This is a genomic window from Microbacterium sp. NPDC055521, assembly GCF_053619695.1.
Genome location: NZ_JBSHJX010000019.1, coordinates 1 through 15,961 on the forward strand (window position 1 = coordinate 1; position 15,961 = coordinate 15,961).

The 15,961-nt window shown below is 68.1% G+C and carries 24 protein-coding genes; 11 read left to right on the forward strand and 13 right to left on the reverse strand.

Annotation, left to right across the window (positions count from 1 at the left end; genetic code table 11):
* Window positions 1-91 precede the first annotated feature (91 nt).
* A complete protein-coding gene (locus tag ACWGSM_RS13290) occupies window positions 92-664 on the reverse strand; it encodes a Dps family protein (RefSeq protein ID WP_452323391.1) in 573 nt (190 codons plus the stop codon).
* Window positions 665-839: 175 nt separating this feature from the next.
* Between ACWGSM_RS13290 and ACWGSM_RS13295 the strand changes: the two genes are divergently transcribed.
* On the forward strand, window positions 840-1,406 hold the full coding sequence (locus ACWGSM_RS13295) for a 1-acyl-sn-glycerol-3-phosphate acyltransferase (protein WP_452323392.1): 567 nt from the start codon (window positions 840-842) through the stop codon (window positions 1,404-1,406).
* 7 nt (window positions 1,407-1,413) lie between these two features.
* Complete coding sequence (locus tag ACWGSM_RS13300) at window positions 1,414-1,884, forward strand: GNAT family N-acetyltransferase (RefSeq protein WP_452323393.1); 471 nt, start codon at window positions 1,414-1,416, stop codon at window positions 1,882-1,884.
* On the opposite strand, the gene ACWGSM_RS13305 is transcribed toward ACWGSM_RS13300, so the two are convergent.
* The 3 genes from ACWGSM_RS13305 to ACWGSM_RS13315 form a co-directional block, all read right to left on the reverse strand.
* Window positions 1,859-2,092, reverse strand: coding sequence for a hypothetical protein (locus ACWGSM_RS13305; protein ID WP_452323394.1), 234 nt, complete (start codon window positions 2,090-2,092; stop codon window positions 1,859-1,861). The two genes, ACWGSM_RS13300 and ACWGSM_RS13305, sit on opposite strands and share 26 nt — an antisense overlap.
* Window positions 2,093-2,150: 58 nt before the next feature.
* The gene (locus ACWGSM_RS13310) at window positions 2,151-2,429 is read right to left on the reverse strand and encodes a hypothetical protein (protein WP_452323395.1); all 279 of its coding nucleotides are present in this window, start codon (window positions 2,427-2,429) and stop codon (window positions 2,151-2,153) included.
* A 145-nt stretch (window positions 2,430-2,574) separates the two neighbouring features.
* Window positions 2,575-3,144 (reverse strand): alpha/beta fold hydrolase, encoded by a 570-nt coding sequence (locus tag ACWGSM_RS13315; protein WP_452323396.1) that lies wholly within the window; start codon window positions 3,142-3,144, stop codon window positions 2,575-2,577.
* A gap of 106 nt (window positions 3,145-3,250) precedes the next feature.
* Between ACWGSM_RS13315 and pdxH the strand changes: the two genes are divergently transcribed.
* A complete protein-coding gene (gene pdxH, locus ACWGSM_RS13320) occupies window positions 3,251-3,865 on the forward strand; it encodes a pyridoxamine 5'-phosphate oxidase (protein ID WP_452323397.1) in 615 nt (204 codons plus the stop codon).
* Complete coding sequence (locus ACWGSM_RS13325) at window positions 3,862-4,590, forward strand: mismatch-specific DNA-glycosylase (protein ID WP_452323398.1); 729 nt, start codon at window positions 3,862-3,864, stop codon at window positions 4,588-4,590. Before pdxH ends, ACWGSM_RS13325 begins: the two co-directional genes overlap by 4 nt.
* A gap of 2 nt (window positions 4,591-4,592) precedes the next feature.
* Here ACWGSM_RS13325 and ACWGSM_RS13330 read toward each other — a convergent pair whose 3' ends face one another.
* The 4 genes from ACWGSM_RS13330 to ACWGSM_RS13345 all read right to left on the reverse strand — a co-directional run bounded on the left by ACWGSM_RS13330 (window position 4,593) and on the right by ACWGSM_RS13345 (window position 7,161).
* Window positions 4,593-4,766 (reverse strand): hypothetical protein, encoded by a 174-nt coding sequence (locus tag ACWGSM_RS13330; RefSeq protein WP_452323399.1) that lies wholly within the window; start codon window positions 4,764-4,766, stop codon window positions 4,593-4,595.
* A gap of 34 nt (window positions 4,767-4,800) precedes the next feature.
* A complete protein-coding gene (locus tag ACWGSM_RS13335; protein ID WP_452323400.1) occupies window positions 4,801-5,364 on the reverse strand; it encodes a dihydrofolate reductase family protein in 564 nt (187 codons plus the stop codon).
* 78 nt (window positions 5,365-5,442) lie between these two features.
* Window positions 5,443-6,267 (reverse strand): DNA-formamidopyrimidine glycosylase family protein, encoded by an 825-nt coding sequence (locus ACWGSM_RS13340; RefSeq protein WP_452323401.1) that lies wholly within the window; start codon window positions 6,265-6,267, stop codon window positions 5,443-5,445.
* Between the two features lie 192 nt (window positions 6,268-6,459).
* Entirely contained in the window at window positions 6,460-7,161 is a 702-nt protein-coding gene (locus ACWGSM_RS13345; RefSeq protein ID WP_452323402.1) for a hypothetical protein, read from the reverse strand.
* Between the two features lie 87 nt (window positions 7,162-7,248).
* On the opposite strand from ACWGSM_RS13345, the gene ACWGSM_RS13350 reads away from it, so the two are divergent.
* The 3 genes from ACWGSM_RS13350 (at window position 7,249) to ACWGSM_RS13360 (ending at window position 8,979) form a co-directional block, all read left to right on the forward strand.
* Window positions 7,249-7,620: a hypothetical protein gene (locus ACWGSM_RS13350; protein WP_363383086.1), complete on the forward strand. Its 372-nt coding sequence runs from the start codon at window positions 7,249-7,251 to the stop codon at window positions 7,618-7,620.
* Between the two features lie 127 nt (window positions 7,621-7,747).
* Window positions 7,748-7,993, forward strand: coding sequence for a hypothetical protein (locus tag ACWGSM_RS13355; protein ID WP_452323403.1), 246 nt, complete (start codon window positions 7,748-7,750; stop codon window positions 7,991-7,993).
* Entirely contained in the window at window positions 7,990-8,979 is a 990-nt protein-coding gene (locus tag ACWGSM_RS13360) for a Clp protease N-terminal domain-containing protein (protein ID WP_452323404.1), read from the forward strand. Before ACWGSM_RS13355 ends, ACWGSM_RS13360 begins: the two co-directional genes overlap by 4 nt.
* 131 nt (window positions 8,980-9,110) lie before the next feature.
* Here ACWGSM_RS13360 and ACWGSM_RS13365 read toward each other — a convergent pair whose 3' ends face one another.
* On the reverse strand, window positions 9,111-9,689 hold the full coding sequence (locus ACWGSM_RS13365; protein ID WP_413633355.1) for an AAA family ATPase: 579 nt from the start codon (window positions 9,687-9,689) through the stop codon (window positions 9,111-9,113).
* Window positions 9,690-9,772: 83 nt separating this feature from the next.
* On the opposite strand from ACWGSM_RS13365, the gene ACWGSM_RS13370 reads away from it, so the two are divergent.
* Window positions 9,773-10,315, forward strand: a complete 543-nt coding sequence (locus tag ACWGSM_RS13370) for a hypothetical protein (protein WP_452323405.1) — start codon at window positions 9,773-9,775, stop codon at window positions 10,313-10,315.
* Window positions 10,316-10,339: 24 nt separating this feature from the next.
* On the opposite strand, the gene ychF is transcribed toward ACWGSM_RS13370, so the two are convergent.
* Window positions 10,340-11,413 carry a redox-regulated ATPase YchF gene (ychF, locus tag ACWGSM_RS13375; RefSeq protein ID WP_452323406.1) on the reverse strand — a complete coding sequence of 358 codons (1,074 nt, stop codon included), beginning with the start codon at window positions 11,411-11,413 and terminating at the stop codon, window positions 10,340-10,342.
* 46 nt (window positions 11,414-11,459) lie between these two features.
* Window positions 11,460-12,200 (reverse strand): class I SAM-dependent methyltransferase, encoded by a 741-nt coding sequence (locus ACWGSM_RS13380; protein ID WP_452323407.1) that lies wholly within the window; start codon window positions 12,198-12,200, stop codon window positions 11,460-11,462.
* Between the two features lie 60 nt (window positions 12,201-12,260).
* On the opposite strand from ACWGSM_RS13380, the gene ACWGSM_RS13385 reads away from it, so the two are divergent.
* A complete protein-coding gene (locus ACWGSM_RS13385; protein ID WP_452323408.1) occupies window positions 12,261-12,854 on the forward strand; it encodes a 3'-5' exonuclease in 594 nt (197 codons plus the stop codon).
* A gap of 27 nt (window positions 12,855-12,881) precedes the next feature.
* On the forward strand, window positions 12,882-13,265 hold the full coding sequence (locus tag ACWGSM_RS13390; RefSeq protein WP_452323409.1) for an ankyrin repeat domain-containing protein: 384 nt from the start codon (window positions 12,882-12,884) through the stop codon (window positions 13,263-13,265).
* Window positions 13,266-13,306: 41 nt separating this feature from the next.
* On the opposite strand, the gene ACWGSM_RS13395 is transcribed toward ACWGSM_RS13390, so the two are convergent.
* Both ACWGSM_RS13395 and glpX read right to left on the reverse strand, forming a co-directional pair.
* The gene (locus tag ACWGSM_RS13395) at window positions 13,307-13,585 is read right to left on the reverse strand and encodes a hypothetical protein (protein ID WP_452323410.1); all 279 of its coding nucleotides are present in this window, start codon (window positions 13,583-13,585) and stop codon (window positions 13,307-13,309) included.
* Between the two features lie 106 nt (window positions 13,586-13,691).
* Complete coding sequence (glpX, locus tag ACWGSM_RS13400) at window positions 13,692-14,678, reverse strand: class II fructose-bisphosphatase (protein WP_452323411.1); 987 nt, start codon at window positions 14,676-14,678, stop codon at window positions 13,692-13,694.
* A 181-nt stretch (window positions 14,679-14,859) separates the two neighbouring features.
* On the opposite strand from glpX, the gene fbaA reads away from it, so the two are divergent.
* The gene (gene fbaA, locus ACWGSM_RS13405; RefSeq protein ID WP_452323412.1) at window positions 14,860-15,888 is read left to right on the forward strand and encodes a class II fructose-bisphosphate aldolase; all 1,029 of its coding nucleotides are present in this window, start codon (window positions 14,860-14,862) and stop codon (window positions 15,886-15,888) included.
* The last annotated feature ends 73 nt before the right edge of the window (window positions 15,889-15,961 follow it).

The window sequence follows — 15,961 nt, forward strand, 5'->3', positions numbered from 1 at the left end:
CCTACGAGGAACGCCACTTCGCGATGGGCGGCAAGCTCCCCGCGCAGCAGCCCGGAGACGGAACGGTGACGGCCCTCGCTGCGTCGGAGTGTCACGATGCAGGCGTGCGGTTCTCCGCGCTGACCATCCACGCGAACTGCTCGAGCTTCTCGATGATCGCGTGCAGGATGTCCGCCGAGGTGGGATCCTCGTCGTCGACCTGGTCGTGCACCCGCCGCATGGTCGCCACGGTCGTCTCGAGCCGCACGGTGATCAGGTCGATCGTCTCGGTCGTGGAGACCTCGCCCATCGGAAACTCGGGCAGCGTGGTCGCCTTGGCAACGGTGGCGCTGCGCCCGTCCGGGGCGGCGTGCAGCGCGCGCATGCGCTCGGCCACCGTGTCGCCGAAGCCGCGCGCCGCCTCGATGATCTCATCGAGCTGCAGATGGGTGTCGCGGAAGTTGCGGCCGACCACGTTCCAGTGGGCCTGCTTGCCCTGCACCGACAGCTCGATGAGGTCGACGAGCACTGCCTGCAGATCGCGAATCAGGTCGGGCGACGCCTGAAAGCCCTTCTCGGCGTTCTCCAGCGGCGTGGTCTCGGCGGCGTCCTTCGTCTTCGCCGAGTCCTTCGTCTTGGTGCCGGAGTTCTTCGACTTCTGGGTCGCGGTGCTCTTGGCTGCCATGAATACCACCTCTGTCTTCTGCGCGGCGCTGCGCGGCGCGCGGTCGGTTGTGTGTTCGGCCCGACGCTAACACCGACCCTCTGATCTGCTGAGGGGGTTGATTTCGTCGCGCCAGCCGCCCAACCGTGCCGACGGCATGCCTTCGCCCGCATACCGCCTGTCGTAGCGTGGATGGATGCTTCGACGCCTGATCGCACGGGTCTTCTGGCTCTGCAGCCGCTGGACTCTTCGTTCCCGACCCGCGCCGACCACGCCGACCGTGCTCATCGGCGCCCCGCACACCTCGAACTGGGACTTCGTGCTGATGCTGGCGATCGCGTGGCGCCTGGGGATCGACGTGCGGTGGCTGGGCAAGAAGAGCCTGTTCCACGGCTGTCGCGGTCCGCTCATGCGCGCGCTGGGCGGTATCCCCGTCGATCGTGACGATCCCGGCCGCGTCGTCGACGACGTGGTCGCGATGGTGCGGCGCGGTGAGGTGTTCGGCCTGGTCGTCACGCCCGACGGCACCCGCCGGGGCCACACCCACTGGAAGTCGGGCTTCTACCGGATCGCCCGTGAGACCGGGATGCCCGTGACCCTCGGCTACGTCGACCGCACCACCATGACGACCGGCCTCGGACCGACCTTCGAGCTCAGCGGCGACATCCCGGCGGACATGGAACGCATCCGCGCGTTCTACACCGACAAGGCGGGCCTGCACCCTGAACACCGCGTCGAACCGCGCCTGCGTGAAGAGGGATGATGGACGGATGGTCTCTCTCGACGTGACATACGCCCCCATCTCGACCGACGACGCCGGGGAGCTGCTGACCCTGCAGCGCGCGGCCTTCGTGTCGGAGGCGCAGATCTACGGCAGCGCCGACATGCCGCCGCTCACGCAGACACTCGAGGCCGTTCAGGCCGAGCTGACCGACTGCTACGGCTGGACGGCCCGCGTCGACGGCAGGCTCGTCGGGGCGCTGCGCGGACGCGTCGACGGAGATCTGCTGCTGGTCGGCAGGATCGCGATCGCACCCGACATGCAGGGCGAGGGCATCGGCCGCGGGCTGCTGGACGTGGCGGAGCGGAAGAGCGGAGCCGCAAAGGCGGAGCTGTTCACCGGCAGCCTGAGCGAGGCCAACATCCGCCTCTACGAGACGTGCGGCTACAGCGTCAGCGAGCGTGTGCCGCAGGACGACGGCACCGAGCAGATCTTCATGCGGAAGGATCTGCGCGGCTGAAGGAGGCGACTCGCCGCGACGGCCAGACCGTCCGGCCGACGTGGTGCAGCATCGCGACGAAGACGATCGCCCACACGATCACCGCGATCACCAGCCCGACTCGGCCGACTGCTCCGGCAGCGGGCAGCTGGTCGGCCCGCGCGAGCGATTCGGACGCGACGGCGACATCGCGACGGGGAACACCATCGACCAGAGTGTCGGCACGCACCGCAGGGGCACGCGGTGCACACCGTGACGCCACACCCCCGCCCCCGCCAGCAGCGGAATCAGCGGGATCGAACTGCGAGGGACTGGCTGGCGACGGCCCAGATGAACCAGGTGCCGTTGGCACGCGCCAGGATGGGCCTGCCGTAGCGGGTCATCAGCACCTGCGACGGAAGGAGGTACCCGAACACGACCCAGATGACGCCAGCGAGCACGAACAGCGGAACGGCGAGCGCCACCAGCTCCTCCCGTGCGAAGCGCACACCGAGAACACCGGAGGCTGCCACCACGGTGAAGAAGGCGAAGGCCTTCTCGGGATCCCGCAGGTCGTGGCGAGCCACATCAGAACGACGGACGCGGCACCGACTCCGAGGTCGTGCAGGCCGATCGAGACGATGCCGGTGCCCATCACGGCGGCGAAGTACCCGGGCGCCAATTCGGCGATCGCTGTGCGCACCGGGTTCATCGTCGACTCTTCGACAGGGGTCAGTCCCAGTCGAGGTACTCCTCGATCACGACGGCGGTCTCGATCGGGTGCGTCGCGACGAAGTAGTGGTCGGCCTCGGGGATGCGGGTGATGGTCGCCCGCTCGGGCGCGGTCGCCTGCAGCGTCTCGGCGTTCGCGGCAGGGGTGACCTCGTCGTTCTCGGCCTGGATGATCAGCACCGGGATGCCAGGGGCGAGAGGGATCTGCTCGTCTTCGACGCCCAGCATGAGCAGTCCGTTGACGCGCTCGGGATGATCGACGGCGAAAGTGCGCGCGATGGTGCTGCCGTGACCGTGACCGCCGATCCAGGTGTCGTCGATGCCGAGTTCTTCGATCACGTCCGCCGCGTCGGCAGCGCGGTCTGCCGGGGTGATGCCCGAGACTTCCGCGCGGGAGCCGATGCGCACCACGCGGAAGCCGGCCTCTTCGGCCAGGTAGTGCGAGATGACGCCGAGACCGTCAGCCTCGAGGCTGCGGCCAGTGACCAGCACGAGCGTGACGGGGCCTTCACCCTCATCGACGAAGGGGACGGCACGGCCTTCGGGCTCGAAGGTGCTGGGCTGGGTCACGATGTGTGCTCGCTTCCGGTCGGGCGGTGGCGCGTCGATGGCCTCCCCCAGCGTACCGGGCGGCTCCCCGATCGACGATGTCACGCGGATCGGGCACCATGGGTGCATGCCCTCCGATCAGCTGCCCGCCACCCCGTTCTCACTCTTCGGCGAGTGGTTGGCAGAGGCGCGCAGCGCCGAAGCATCCGACCGTCCGTTCTCGGCCACGGCGATGACGCTCTCCACTGTCGCGCAGGTCGGAGACCAGTGGCGGCCGCGTGCTCGCGTGGTGCTGTTGAAGGACTGGGACGAGCGCGGGTTCGTGTTCTTCACGCACATCGACTCCGACAAGGGCCGCGAGCTCGCCGCGCATCCGCACGCATCGCTGGTGTTCCACTGGCCCGAGCTCGAGCGGCAGATCCGGGTGGAGGGGGCGGCGGCGCCGGTCACCCGCTCCGAGGTCGAGGCGTATCACGCCACGCGTCCGCGCGGGTCGCAGCTGGGTGCCTGGGCCTCGCGTCAGAGCAGACCGATCGCCGACCGGGCCGAGCTTGAGGCCGCGGTGGCCCGTGCCGAAGAGCGCTTCGCGGATGCCGAGGTGCCGGCACCCCCGCACTGGGGCGGGTTCCGGATCGCGCCCGAACGGCTCGAGTTCTGGCAGGGCCGGCGGTCGCGCCTGCACGAGCGTTGCGTGTACAGCCGCGGCGAGTTCGGCTGGACGACGGAACTGCTGGCCCCGTGAGCGCTTCGCGCGCGAACACCATCGCACTCGCGGCCGACTGGTCGCCCTGGCGTGCGCCGTCGCCGCTCGACGGTCGACGCCCCAGCCCCGCCGATCTCGCCCACGCGACCGCCGCGGGGCTCCGGCGCGATGACGTACTTCCCTACCCGACCGACGCGGAGTCCGCCGGACGCGTGCGGCTGCTGATGGTCGGCATCAAACCCAGTCCATGGACGGTCGCCGTCAACGCGCCCTTCGCACGTCCGGGAAATCGGTTCTGGCCGTCGCTGGCCGCCGCCGGTCTCACCGACGAGGTGGTGGACGCGTCGCGAGGCCTGTCACCGTCGGACGAGCGGATGCTGGCCGCGCGCGGCATCGGCATGACGAACCTCGTCGCCCGCCCCACGGCACGTGCCGACGAACTCGAAGCGCACGAGCTGCGCGTGGGTGGACGCCGCCTGCTCGAGCGGGTGGACGTGCTGCGCCCTCGTTCGGTCGCAGTCGTCGGCGTCACCGCGTTCCGCACCGCGTTCACCGTGCCGCGAGCGCGCATGGGCGAGCAGGACACGGATGAGCTCAGCCCTTGGCCGAGGGACATCCCGCTGTGGGTGGTGCCCAACCCGAGTGGGCTGAACGCACACGAGACGGTCGACAGCCTCGCGGAATGGTGGCGGAAGGTGTGGGCGGCGAGCGCGCCGTCATCCGGCCGATCATCGCCGCTGCAGCGCCACGGCAGGCCTGGATGAGGTCAGTCGTCGGCGGCGGAGTGCGCGGAGTGATCGGCGACGTCGGGTTCGGCGCGGAGCACGTCGGCGATCTCCTCTTCGGGTCGCGGGGCGATGCTCTCATCCACTTCGAGCTCGGGGATGGTCGGCTCGCGTCGGTCATCTCCGCGGAGTGCCGGGTGGGTCGGATCGGACATCATCTCTCCCCCAGTCGAACCGACAGGATACGCCCTAAGCGGCGCGGTAGTGCAGCAGGGTGAAGCCGTTCTCGAAGACGCGGCTCTCGACGAGCCGCAGATCCAGGCGCGCATCGTCGGGCAGCGCTCGCAATCCACCGCCGAGCACCACCGGCACGATGAAGAAGCGGAAGTCCTGCACGAGGCCGGCACGGATCGCGGGCGCGGCCGTCGTCGGCCCGAAGATCTCGACCTCTCCCGGTGCACGCTCGGCGATGCGCGAGATCTCATCGAGGGTCAGGTCGGGAACCAGGCGGTGGTTCTCGCGCGTCATCTCCTCCGCAGCCATCGTCGACGACGCGGCGACGATGTCGATGCCCTCCCACAGCCGGGCGAACTCCCGCTCATCGTCGCCCCAGTCCTCCCCCTCAGACTCGGCCTCCCAGTAGCGCATGAGCTCGTAGGTGCGCCCTCCGAGGATCTCGGTGGAGATCGCGGCCATCCGCTCGACGTGAAGCCGGAACACCTGTTCGCTCGGTGCGCCGAACTGGAAGTCACCGTCGGGGCCGGCCGCAAACCCGTCGATCGAGACGGTCGCGGTGAAGCTCAGAGTTCCCATGTCCCATGGTCGCGCCATGCGGTCGGGTGCGCAATCACTTCGGCGCATCCGTCGAAGCTGCCGGTCGGCGAGCTCTCCTCAACCGCCGGTGCTCTCGCCCTGGCAGTGAGGACAGGACTGTGCGGAGGCGCCCGAGGAGACCTGATCGACGATCATCGTGCCGCATACGGGACACGGCTCCCCAACGCGCCCGTGCACGAGCATCGACTCGACCTTCGCCTCTTTGAGGCGCTCGGGCGGCAGGCCTCGGCGCGCCTCGACGGCGGTGCGCATGACATCGACGACCGCGCCGAACAGCCGCTCCCTCGCCCCGTCATCCAGCTCGACGGCATGCACGGCCAGTGGCAGCCGAGCTCGGTGCAGGATCTCGTCGGAGTAGGCGTTGCCGATGCCGGCGAGAGACCTCTGCTCCTGGAGCAGGGCCTTGATCTGCTTGCGGCGGCGGCCCAGTGCACGCTCGAGGTCGTCGCGGGTGAAGTCCGGCGACAGCGGATCGGGCCCGAGCGCGGCGACGGTCGCCACGTCGCTCGGTGAGTCGACGACGGAGACGGTGACTCCGAGGAAGTCGCCCAAGTCGACGAGCTGGATCACCGCGTCATCATCGAGCGTGATGCGGGCGACCTCGGGCGCAGGCTGATCAGGCGCGGAGTCACCGGCGGCCTGCCAGCGGATCCATCCGTTCCGTCCGAAACCGATCATCAGCCAGCCGCCCGTCGTCTCGACCCCGACGTGCTTCCCGAATCGCGCGATCCTCTCGATCCTCGAGCCGATGAGCGACGCCGGTGGCCGCGCGCGCGTCTTGACGATGCGGAACTCGGCGACGTCGACCGCGGCGATGGAGCGACCGATCACCCGCTCATCGAGGAACTCGACGAGCGCCTGCACCTCCGGAGACTCGGGCATGCGGCCATCCTTTCACCGGTCGGCGACGCCGGCCATCCCCGTCGAGGAGATCCACCGATCGCTCCACGGCCGCCACACGGGTCCGCGCGCAGGATCGGCAGAACGGGCATCACGTCGCCACGTCGGCAGATGCCGGGTGCTCGCGTCACCCGAAGACGGAGCTCAACGGACGTCACCTTCTGACGCGCGGCGTCAAGAGAAGAGCTGACGCAGCGCGTCCAGGTCGCCGGCGTCGACGACCTTCTGCACCGCATCGATGGTCGTCTGACTCGAGAACATGGGTCTCAAGGTGTCATTCCAGATCCGCCGCACGGTGCCGACCTCACCGGCGTCGACTGCCCTGCCTGCCGCTTCGATCGCCTGCTGGTACGGAATCTGCAAGAATCCGGCAGGCGCGTCGTGCGGGCTGTAGTAGTCCACCCAGGGGGTGTCTGGGTTCGGTGTGAGCCAGAGCACCTGGCCCGGATGGATGTCCCGCCTGTGATTCATCGAGCCGAGGTTCGGGTAGGCACAGAGCCGTTCCGCGACCACGGCCTCGACGTCGCCGGGGGCGACGGTGTAGGTCACGGGAGTGCCGTTCTCGTCGACGCCCACCTCCCCCTGCGCGAACTCTCGCGCACCTCGATCGCGGAGAGTCCCCTGACGCTGCAGGTATAGCCCGTCGGTGTGGCTGATCACCTCAGAGAGGCGGGAACAGGAGTCCGCCTCCGGCGATTCCGTCGAGCTCGGCGTCGGCGTCGGCGTCAGCGCCGGTTCTGCGGCGGGCTTAGGAACCGCTGTCGGGGTCGGAGACGGTTCTGCCGCTCGAGTCGGTGCGGTGGTGGTGCACGCGGCGAGCACGGTCACGGTCAGCCCGAGTGCGGCTACGGCGACGGGGAGCCTGGCTGTGATCATGACGCCATGTTCGCAGAACGTCGGTGCGCCCTCCATCAGGTCACGCAGCGATCGAGCGTCTGCCTCGAGCCCGGCGACAATGGCTTCATGACAGAGCACACACGCAGGCGGCTGAACTTCCTCATGCTCGGCCACTCGCCCGATGGTGCGACCGGTTGGCCGCATCCAGCGACGATCACCGTGCACCCTCGCGGCGAGACGACCCTGATCAACTTCTCGATGGGTCCGCACATCGCGAATGTCGGCGGACAGGTGCCGATCACGCGCGTGATCCACGACGGCGAGCTGAACGAGACCTTCGCCGAGGAGTTCGACGCCTGCGAGGCACGATGGCTCGTGCCGCACCTGGCCCGACTTGCCGCGGGTGAGAACCTCACCGAAGACGACCTCGCCCTGGCATATGAGGCACGGTTCGGTCGCCGCCCGAAGACGGAGACATCGACCGACATCACGTTCTGAGCGGAGCGCATCTGCTGTCAGGCGCCGAAGCACACCGCTACAGCACCTTGTCGAGCGGCATCTCCCGGCAGGAGCGAGGAAGCAACCCAGGTTGACAACCCGTATTTTAGCAACGTAGGTTGACGGCATGGAGTCCCCGCTGATCGCCTCAGTCGCAGCCGATACCAGCGACCCGAAAGCAGGATTGCGGGCCGTTGTGTCCTTACGCGTGCTCGCGGACACTCTAGAACTTCGGCAGGTCGAGGCCGCGTTGCGTTCAGGCATGAGTTGGCAGGAGATCGCCGACGCGCTCGGAGTGACGCGACAAGCCGCCCACAAGAAGCACTCCAAGAGAATCGACCCCGCGATCACGACGCCCAGGAGGAACAAATGAACAAGCTCGTCCGCGCCGCCCAGACCAGTCAATCGCTTTCCCTGGCCGCCATGGAGGAAGCATCCCGGCTCGGGCTCCGCGAAGCCGACATCGACCACCTGTTCCTCGCATTGGTCATCAACGACCAGTCCGCCGGCCGCACACTGCGCGAGCTGGGTATCGACATCGACAGCGCCCGTCTCGCCGTCGAGGAACAACGCGATGCACAGCTGACGGCGCTCGGCATCGAGGCGTCGTTTCCCGCGGCCGGGCGCATCGTGTTCCACGAGACGGATGGGTACGAGTGGACTCCTCGTGCCTGGGGCCTCATCGCGAAGTCCAGCAACAAAGGCAAGCCGGGCGACGCTGCCGCCGTGCTCCGAGAACTCGTCGCAGAACCCAGCGGTCTGATCACGGATATCCTGGACCGCCTTGGCACGACATCTGATCAGATCATCGAACATCTCGATCGGGCCGACTCCCCCTCTGTGAAGCCCATGCCCGCAGCAGTGAACGTGAAGGGGCGGGCCACGGGGTCGGCTGAGACGTTCGTGTCCGCTCCGCTGAACGAAGTTTGGGCGTTCCTCACAGATCCCGCACGTATACCCGAATGGGAACCGAGCATCGGCATCGTCGATCAGATCGGCCAGGAACCGAGGCCAGGTACGGTCTGGGAGGCCGCTACACCCGCAACCTATCCAGACGGCAAGCCTGTGAAGATCAAGCCTCAGTTTCGTCGACGCAGTGTTGAACTCATCGCGATCCACCAACCGCACGGGATCGCGTGGAGCTTCGGATATCCCGATGTCGCGCGAAGCAATTCGGTTCTGACTGAATTCGCCTTGGCGGAGGCGACCGGTGGCACACAGGTACGGATCACCACATCCTGGTCGCGGCGCACAGGGTGGCGGGGACTTGTCGCGTGGCCGCTGCGTCCGATCCAGAAGTTCCTGGTGTGGATCACCCTGTTCCAGATCGGCAGCGCGATCAGCCGAACATTCCGCTAGCGCGCAGGCCGCGGCGACTCGCCTGCGGGTCGCACATGAGGCGCCGGGAGCTCCCTGTGGGAAATCCAGGCGCTCGAACCAGACGTTGAGGCGGAACGGAACTCAACCGGGTGGCGTTACGGATAGGCCTCTCACCGACCGCTCCCCATTTTGTTGAGGCAGGAGACGAGCGCGCGTGCGACCTCATCCGCCGTTCGTGCTGTCGTGTCTAACTCCAAGACCTCATCTGACCACACCGCGTAATCGGCACGACGCCGCTGAACGTCCGCCCACGTCGGCTCGCCGACATGGGCGAGACCACGGTCCCTGTTGCGAAGCCGTTGCATGTGCGTTCTTGCGTCCGTGATCACGAGGTGCACGAAGTCGAGCCGCGCGCCCGTCCGCGATGCCGCAGTCCGCCAGGTCTGCCGAGCCACTTCACTATCGTTCACCGCATCGACCACGACGCTGCGACCGAGTTGCAGATTCAATTCCGCCATCGCGCGAGTCGCCTCGTACGCGGCTACGCCGACTTGCCGGCTCGCGGGCAGTCCGCAAGAGAGCATCGACTCCTCCACCGCGTCGATGGACAGGTGAATGGAGCCCCCGAGTGCAGCAGCGATCTCAGCGACACTGGTCTTCCCGACCCCCGGAAGACCAGAGATCACGACTAGATGACCACTCACGCGATCCGCAATCCGGCATTGTCTGTGATCGTCCGCAATCTTCACCTCCGGGCCGTGGCTGCAGTCCAGCCTACGGTGATGCGTTTCGTCTCGCGGAGACCCGCACTGAGCGAGCGAAGCGAGACGAAGTGTCGCTCGACGACCGGGTTGGCTCAGACGTTGAAGCCGAACTCCACCGGGTTACGTCACCGTCAGCGGTGTGCACGGTGGCGGTCGAACGCGGAAAGATGGAGAGCATGTGCGCCACCAATCTGTGGGCGATCAACGCCGCAGCCTTCACTTCGGAATTCCAGCGATTCACCGAGGACAAGCTGGGCGTGCCTCCCCTGCGGACCACCATGCGCATAGCCTCTGGTCGAGTGCGGGGCTCGTCGGCAGTATTCACACTGACCCGCCGGATGTGCGACTGCGACAGTCTCATCGGGCGTCGCAAAGACCCACCGGTGCAAGAGGAGATCGACGCCGACGCGTGGCTCGGGTGGTTGCGCGAGATGCCGGACCACGTCACGAACGTCTCGCGCATCGCAGTACTCCGCGCGTGGAGCCCTGAGGACGACGATGTCGTGCCCTCCCACGCTCGAGGTGTCCGAGTGGGAGACCTCACCGAGGACGTGCTCCGCGACATCCGCGACGACAGTCTGCTGACTATCGACTACCCGCGGATGGCCTGAGCCCAGGCCACTTCCACGCGCCGTTCAGTTGTTGAAGCGGAACTCCACCACGTCGCCGTCCTGCATGACGTAGTCCTTGCCCTCGAGGCGCGCCTTGCCCTTCGCACGAGCCTCGGCGACCGACCCGGTCGCGACGAGGTCCTCGAACGAGATGACCTCGGCCTTGATGAAGCCCTTCTCGAAGTCGGTGTGGATGACGCCCGCCGCCTGCGGCGCCTTGGCGCCCTGCGGGATCGTCCACGCGCGCGACTCCTTGGGCCCGGCGGTGAGATAAGTCTGCAGGCCCAGAGTGGCGAAGCCGATGCGGGCGAGCTGGTCGAGACCCGACTCGCTCTGGCCGGTCGCCTCGAGCAGCTCCTGCGCGTCTTCGGGGTCGAGCCCGATCAGCTCCGACTCGATCTTCGCGTCGAGGAACACGGCCTGCGCCGGCGCGACGAGAGCCTCGAGCTCGCCCTTCTTCGCCTCGTCGGTGAGCACCGACTCGTCGACGTTGAACACGTAGATGTACGGCTTCGCCGTCAGCAGGCCGAGCTCCTTGATCGGCGCCAGGTCGATGCCCGCAGTCGAGAGCAGCCGGCCGCGCTCCAGGGCATCCTTCGCCGCGTTCGCGGCATCCAGCACCGACGGGTCGGTCTTCTTCTGCTTCACTTCCTTCTCGAAGCGCGGCAGCGCCTTCTCGATCGTCTGCAGATCCGCGAGCATCAGCTCGGCGTTGATGGTCTCCATGTCGTTCTTGGGATCGACGGCGCCTTCGACGTGCACGACGTCGTCGTCGACGAAGCCGCGCACGACCTGCGCGATAGCGTCGGCCTCGCGGATGTTGGCGAGGAACTGGTTGCCCAGCCCCTCCCCCTCGCTCGCACCGCGCACGATTCCGGCGATGTCGACGAACGACACGGTGGCGGGCAGGATGCGTTCGCTTCCGAAGATGCCGGCCAGCACCTGCAGGCGCGGATCGGGCAGGTTGACGACGCCGATGTTGGGCTCGATCGTCGCGAACGGGTAGTTCGCCGCGAGCACGTCGTTCTTGGTCAGCGCGTTGAAGAGGGTGGACTTGCCGACGTTGGGCAGACCGACGATTCCGATAGTAAGAGCCACGGGACACGAGTCTACCGGCGGGAGCCGCCGGGCAGAGCCGGTGGGATCAGCCGCGCAGCGCCCGGAATGCCCAGGTCACGTACGGCACGTCGATGGTCGACTCCGCATCCAGCCCCAGTTCGTCGAACAGGTCGTCCATTCCCCGCCGGATGCTCGTGCGCTCACTCTCCGACGCGGTGATGAGGTGGCTTCGCGACGTAGCCATCCGGTGCAGCTGAGCACGCGTCATCGGTCGCCGCCACTCCCACCGCTCGCCGTCCAGCGAGCCGAACGGCGCTGCGACGGCGGGACCTCCCGCGTCGAGCATCTCCTCCGCAGCGCTCGCGCGCGTGATCGCCGTGAGCCGGCGCACCCAGTCGACGCGGCTGTCGCGTGCGTTCCAGATCAGCCCCAGCGTGCCGCCCGGGCGCACCACCCGCCCGATCTCCGCGGATGCCGTGACCGGATCGACCCAGTGCCACGCCTGCCCCAGCACGACCGCGTCGACACTGGCATCCGGAAGCGGCAGTGCCTCCGCCGTGCCGAGGAACGTCGGCACACCCGGCACCTGCTCGCGCAGCTTCGCGAGCATGGCAGCATCCGGATCGATGGCGACGACGTCGGCGTCGCGCGCCTCGACGACCACCCGGGTGAGCTTGCCGGTGCCCGCGCCGACATCCGCGAGCCGACGCGCACCGTCGGGCATGCGCTCGAGCATCCACGCGACCGCCTCGAACGGATAGTCCGGTCGTGCCGCCTCGTAGCTGTCGGCTTCGGCGCCGAAGGATGTCGCTCGCGAATCGCCCATGTTCGTCAGCCTACGGCGAGTCTGCAGGCCGGCATCCGGATGCCGCGCGATGGTGGATCCGTGCCACTGGACTTCACCGCGATCGACTTCGAGACGGCGAACTCCAGTCCCGCCTCCGCGTGCTCCGTCGGACTCGTGCGGGTCAGAGACGGCGAGGTGGTCTCTCAGGCCGGATGGCTGATTCGCCCGCCCATCGGTCACGACCAGTTCAACGAGTGGAACGTCCGGATCCACGGCATCCACCCGCACGACGTCATCGGCGCCGCGACCTGGGCTGAGCAGCTCGACCGCCTCTGCGCCTTCGCCGGCGACGACGTGCTCGTCGCGCACAACGCCGGATTCGACCTCAACGTGCTGCGCCGCGCGTGCGAGGCCACCGGGCTCGCCGCTCCCCCGTACCGCTCGCTGTGCTCACTCGCCGTGGCGCGCAAGACCTACACGCTCGATTCGTACCGCCTGCCGCTCGCCGCAGCCGCGGCCGGATTCGGCGAGTTCGCGCACCACGATGCGCTGGCCGACGCCCGAGCTTGCGCTCAGATCGTCATCGACGCCGCCGGTCGCGCAGCCGTGCACGATGTCGCCGCTCTCGGCGCCGCTCTGGGCGTGGCGCTGTCGGCGCCGCTCGTCTGCGAACTCGAACCCGCCGTGGCCTGACCCGGCGGCATCGGACACAATGGTCAGGTGACCAACGGACTGAGCCTCGAAGTCATCGAGGGCACTTTCGACCTGGCCCGTCAGGGCCGTACCGCTCCCCTCGGCGAGATGATCGACGCGGGGGTGCCCGTCGACCTGCGCAATCCGCGTCAGGACACGCTGCTGATCGTCGCGGCCTACGCCGAGCACCTCGAGACCGTCTCCGATCTGATCGCGCGCGGCGCCGACCTCGACGCCGTCAACGCGAACGGCCAGACCGCGGTGTCCTGCGCCGTGTTCCGGCGCAACGAGCCGCTGCTGCGAATGCTGCTCGATGCCGGCGCTGATCAGGATGCCGGTGGGCACAGCGCGAAGCAGATCGCCGACCAGTTCGCTCTCGGCGACATGCGCGCCGTTCTCGATTCCTACTGAGAGGTTCGAGACGGCAGAGGTTCGAGACGGCGGCCGGCGTCTCAGGCGCCGCCCGGCACCCACGACAGCAGCGCGACGACCACGATCGACGTGGCCAGGAACGCGCCGATGAACCACCACGAGCTCAGCTCGTGGCCCTCTTCGCGCCTCACGCGGAAGAGCACGTCCGCGCGGCGGGCGGGGTCGAAGCCGGGCTGCACGGTGGCCTTCGCCTGCTGAGCAGCCATGATCTGCTCCTCGGTGACACGGAGGATGCGGCCGGTCGGGGTGGTGATGTGCGCGGCACGACGGGAACTCGCAGGCGTCTCGTTCAACGGCATCCCGAGCACTCCTCTTCATGACCATGGCGGCGCGCTGGTCACGCCGTACGCGTCTATTCTGCCAGCCTCTGCTGGGAATGCCGGGATGCGCGGTCTGATGCTCGCGTCAGAGCCACTTGGAGACGAGGTGGTCCGACACGATGCGGCGCAGCGTGCCCGAGGCCCCGCGCAGCACCACACTCTCGGTGTAGAGGTAGTTGCCTTCGCGGCGCACGCCCTGCACGAGCTGGCCGTCGGTGACGCCTGTGGCGACGAAAATCGTGTTGTTGCCCTGCACGAGGTCGTCGGCCTCGTACACCTTGTCGAACTCGAGACCGGCGTCGATGCCGCGCTGGCGCTCGTCGTCGTCGCGCGGCCACAGCACGCCCTGGATGTGACCACCGAGGGCCTTGATCGCGCACGCGGTGACGATGCCCTCGGGGCTGCCGCCGATGCCGACGCACATATCGGTGCGGGCGTCGTGACGGGCGGCGTTGATGCCGCCGGCGACGTCGCCGTCGCTCATCAGGCGTGTGCCGGCTCCGGCTTCCCGGATCTCGGCGATGAGCTTCTCGTGGCGAGGGCGGTTCAGTACCGAGACGACGACCTCGTCGACCGGCTTGCCCAGTGCCTTCGCCAGGCGGCGGATGTTCTCGCCGATGGGCTTGCGGATGTCGACCACGCCGACCCCCGCAGGACCGGTGACGAGCTTGTCCATGTAGAACACGGTCGATGCGTCGAGCATCGAGCCGCGGTCGGACACCGCGAGCACGGAGAGCGCGTTCTGACGCCCCTCCGCGGTGAGCGTCGTGCCGTCGATCGGGTCGACGGCGATGTCGCACTCGGGGCCTCGACCGGTGCCGACGACCTCGCCGTTGAACAGCATGGGGGCGTTGTCCTTCTCGCCCTCGCCGATGACGACGCGGCCCTGGAAGTCGACCGTGCCGAGGAAGGCGCGCATCGCGTCGACCGCGGCACCGTCGGCGGCCTCCTTCGCGCCCCGTCCGACGAACGGCACCGCGCGAATGGCCGCCGCCTCGGTCGCGCGGACGAGCTCCATCGCGAGGTTGCGGTCGGGGCGGAGGGGGCTGAGATCTGCTGTGAGGCTCACCATGCGGTCAGCCTAGTGAGGAGGGAGGAGGGAAATCGGGACTTTTCCGGATATCGACGCGAAGAAAACGCGGTTCTTGCCACCTGGCCAACATACGCGCCCCGGCAGGCGTAACCACGCCGGAATCCGACCTCCTGCGGGCTAAAGTGAGCATGCACCCCGACCGACAGAAGCAGGAGAACTCATGCCCGTCGCCACTCCGGAACAGTACGCAGAGATGCTCGACCGCGCGAAGGCCGGTGGCTTCGCCTATCCCGCCTTCAACGTCTCGAGCTCGCAGACGATCAACTCCGTGCTGCAGGGCCTCACCGAGGCAGGCTCCGACGGCATCATCCAGGTCACCACGGGCGGGGCTGATTACTTCGCCGGCCACACCGTCAAGGCCCGCGCCACCGGCGCTCTCGCCTTCGCCCGCTACGCGACCGAGGTCGCCAAGAACTACCCCGTGACCGTCGCCCTGCACACCGACCACTGCCCGAAGGATGCCCTGGGCGGCTTCGTCGAGCCGCTGATCGCGGCATCCGAGGAAGAGGTGAAGGCCGGCCGCAACCCGATCTTCCAGTCGCACATGTGGGACGGCTCCGCCGTGCCGCTCGATGAGAACATCCAGATCGCCAAGGAGCTGCTGCCCCGCATGAAGGCGATCAACGCCATCCTCGAGGTCGAGATCGGCGTCGTCGGCGGCGAGGAGGACGGCGTCGCGCACGAGGGCTCGAACGACGCGCTGTACACCACCTTCGCCGACGTCGACCAGGCGATCCAGGCCCTCGGCCTCGGCGAGCAGGGCCGCTACATCGCCGCTCTCACCTTCGGCAACGTGCACGGTGTCTACAAGCCCGGTGGCGTGAAGCTGCGCCCCGAGCTGCTCGGCGAGATCCAGGCCGAGGTCGCCGCGAAGTACGGCACCGGGCCCAAGCCGCTCGACCTCGTCTTCCACGGCGGATCGGGCTCCAGCGACGACGAGATCGCCCTCGCCGTCGCGAACGGCGTGATCAAGATGAACATCGACACCGACACGCAGTACGCCTACACGCGTGCGATCGCCGACTACATGTTCAAGAACTACGACGGCGTGCTCAAGGTCGACGGCGAGGTCGGCAACAAGAAGCAGTACGACCCGCGCGCCTGGGGCAAGATCGCCGAGACCGCGATGGCTGCCCGCGTGGTCGAATCGACCCGCCAGCTCGGCTCGTACGGCCAGTCCAAGAGCTGACCACAGGCACAGCCCAAGAGCCGGCCTCCGCCCGCAACGAGAGAGGGATGCCCGGGACCCGCAGGTCCCGGGC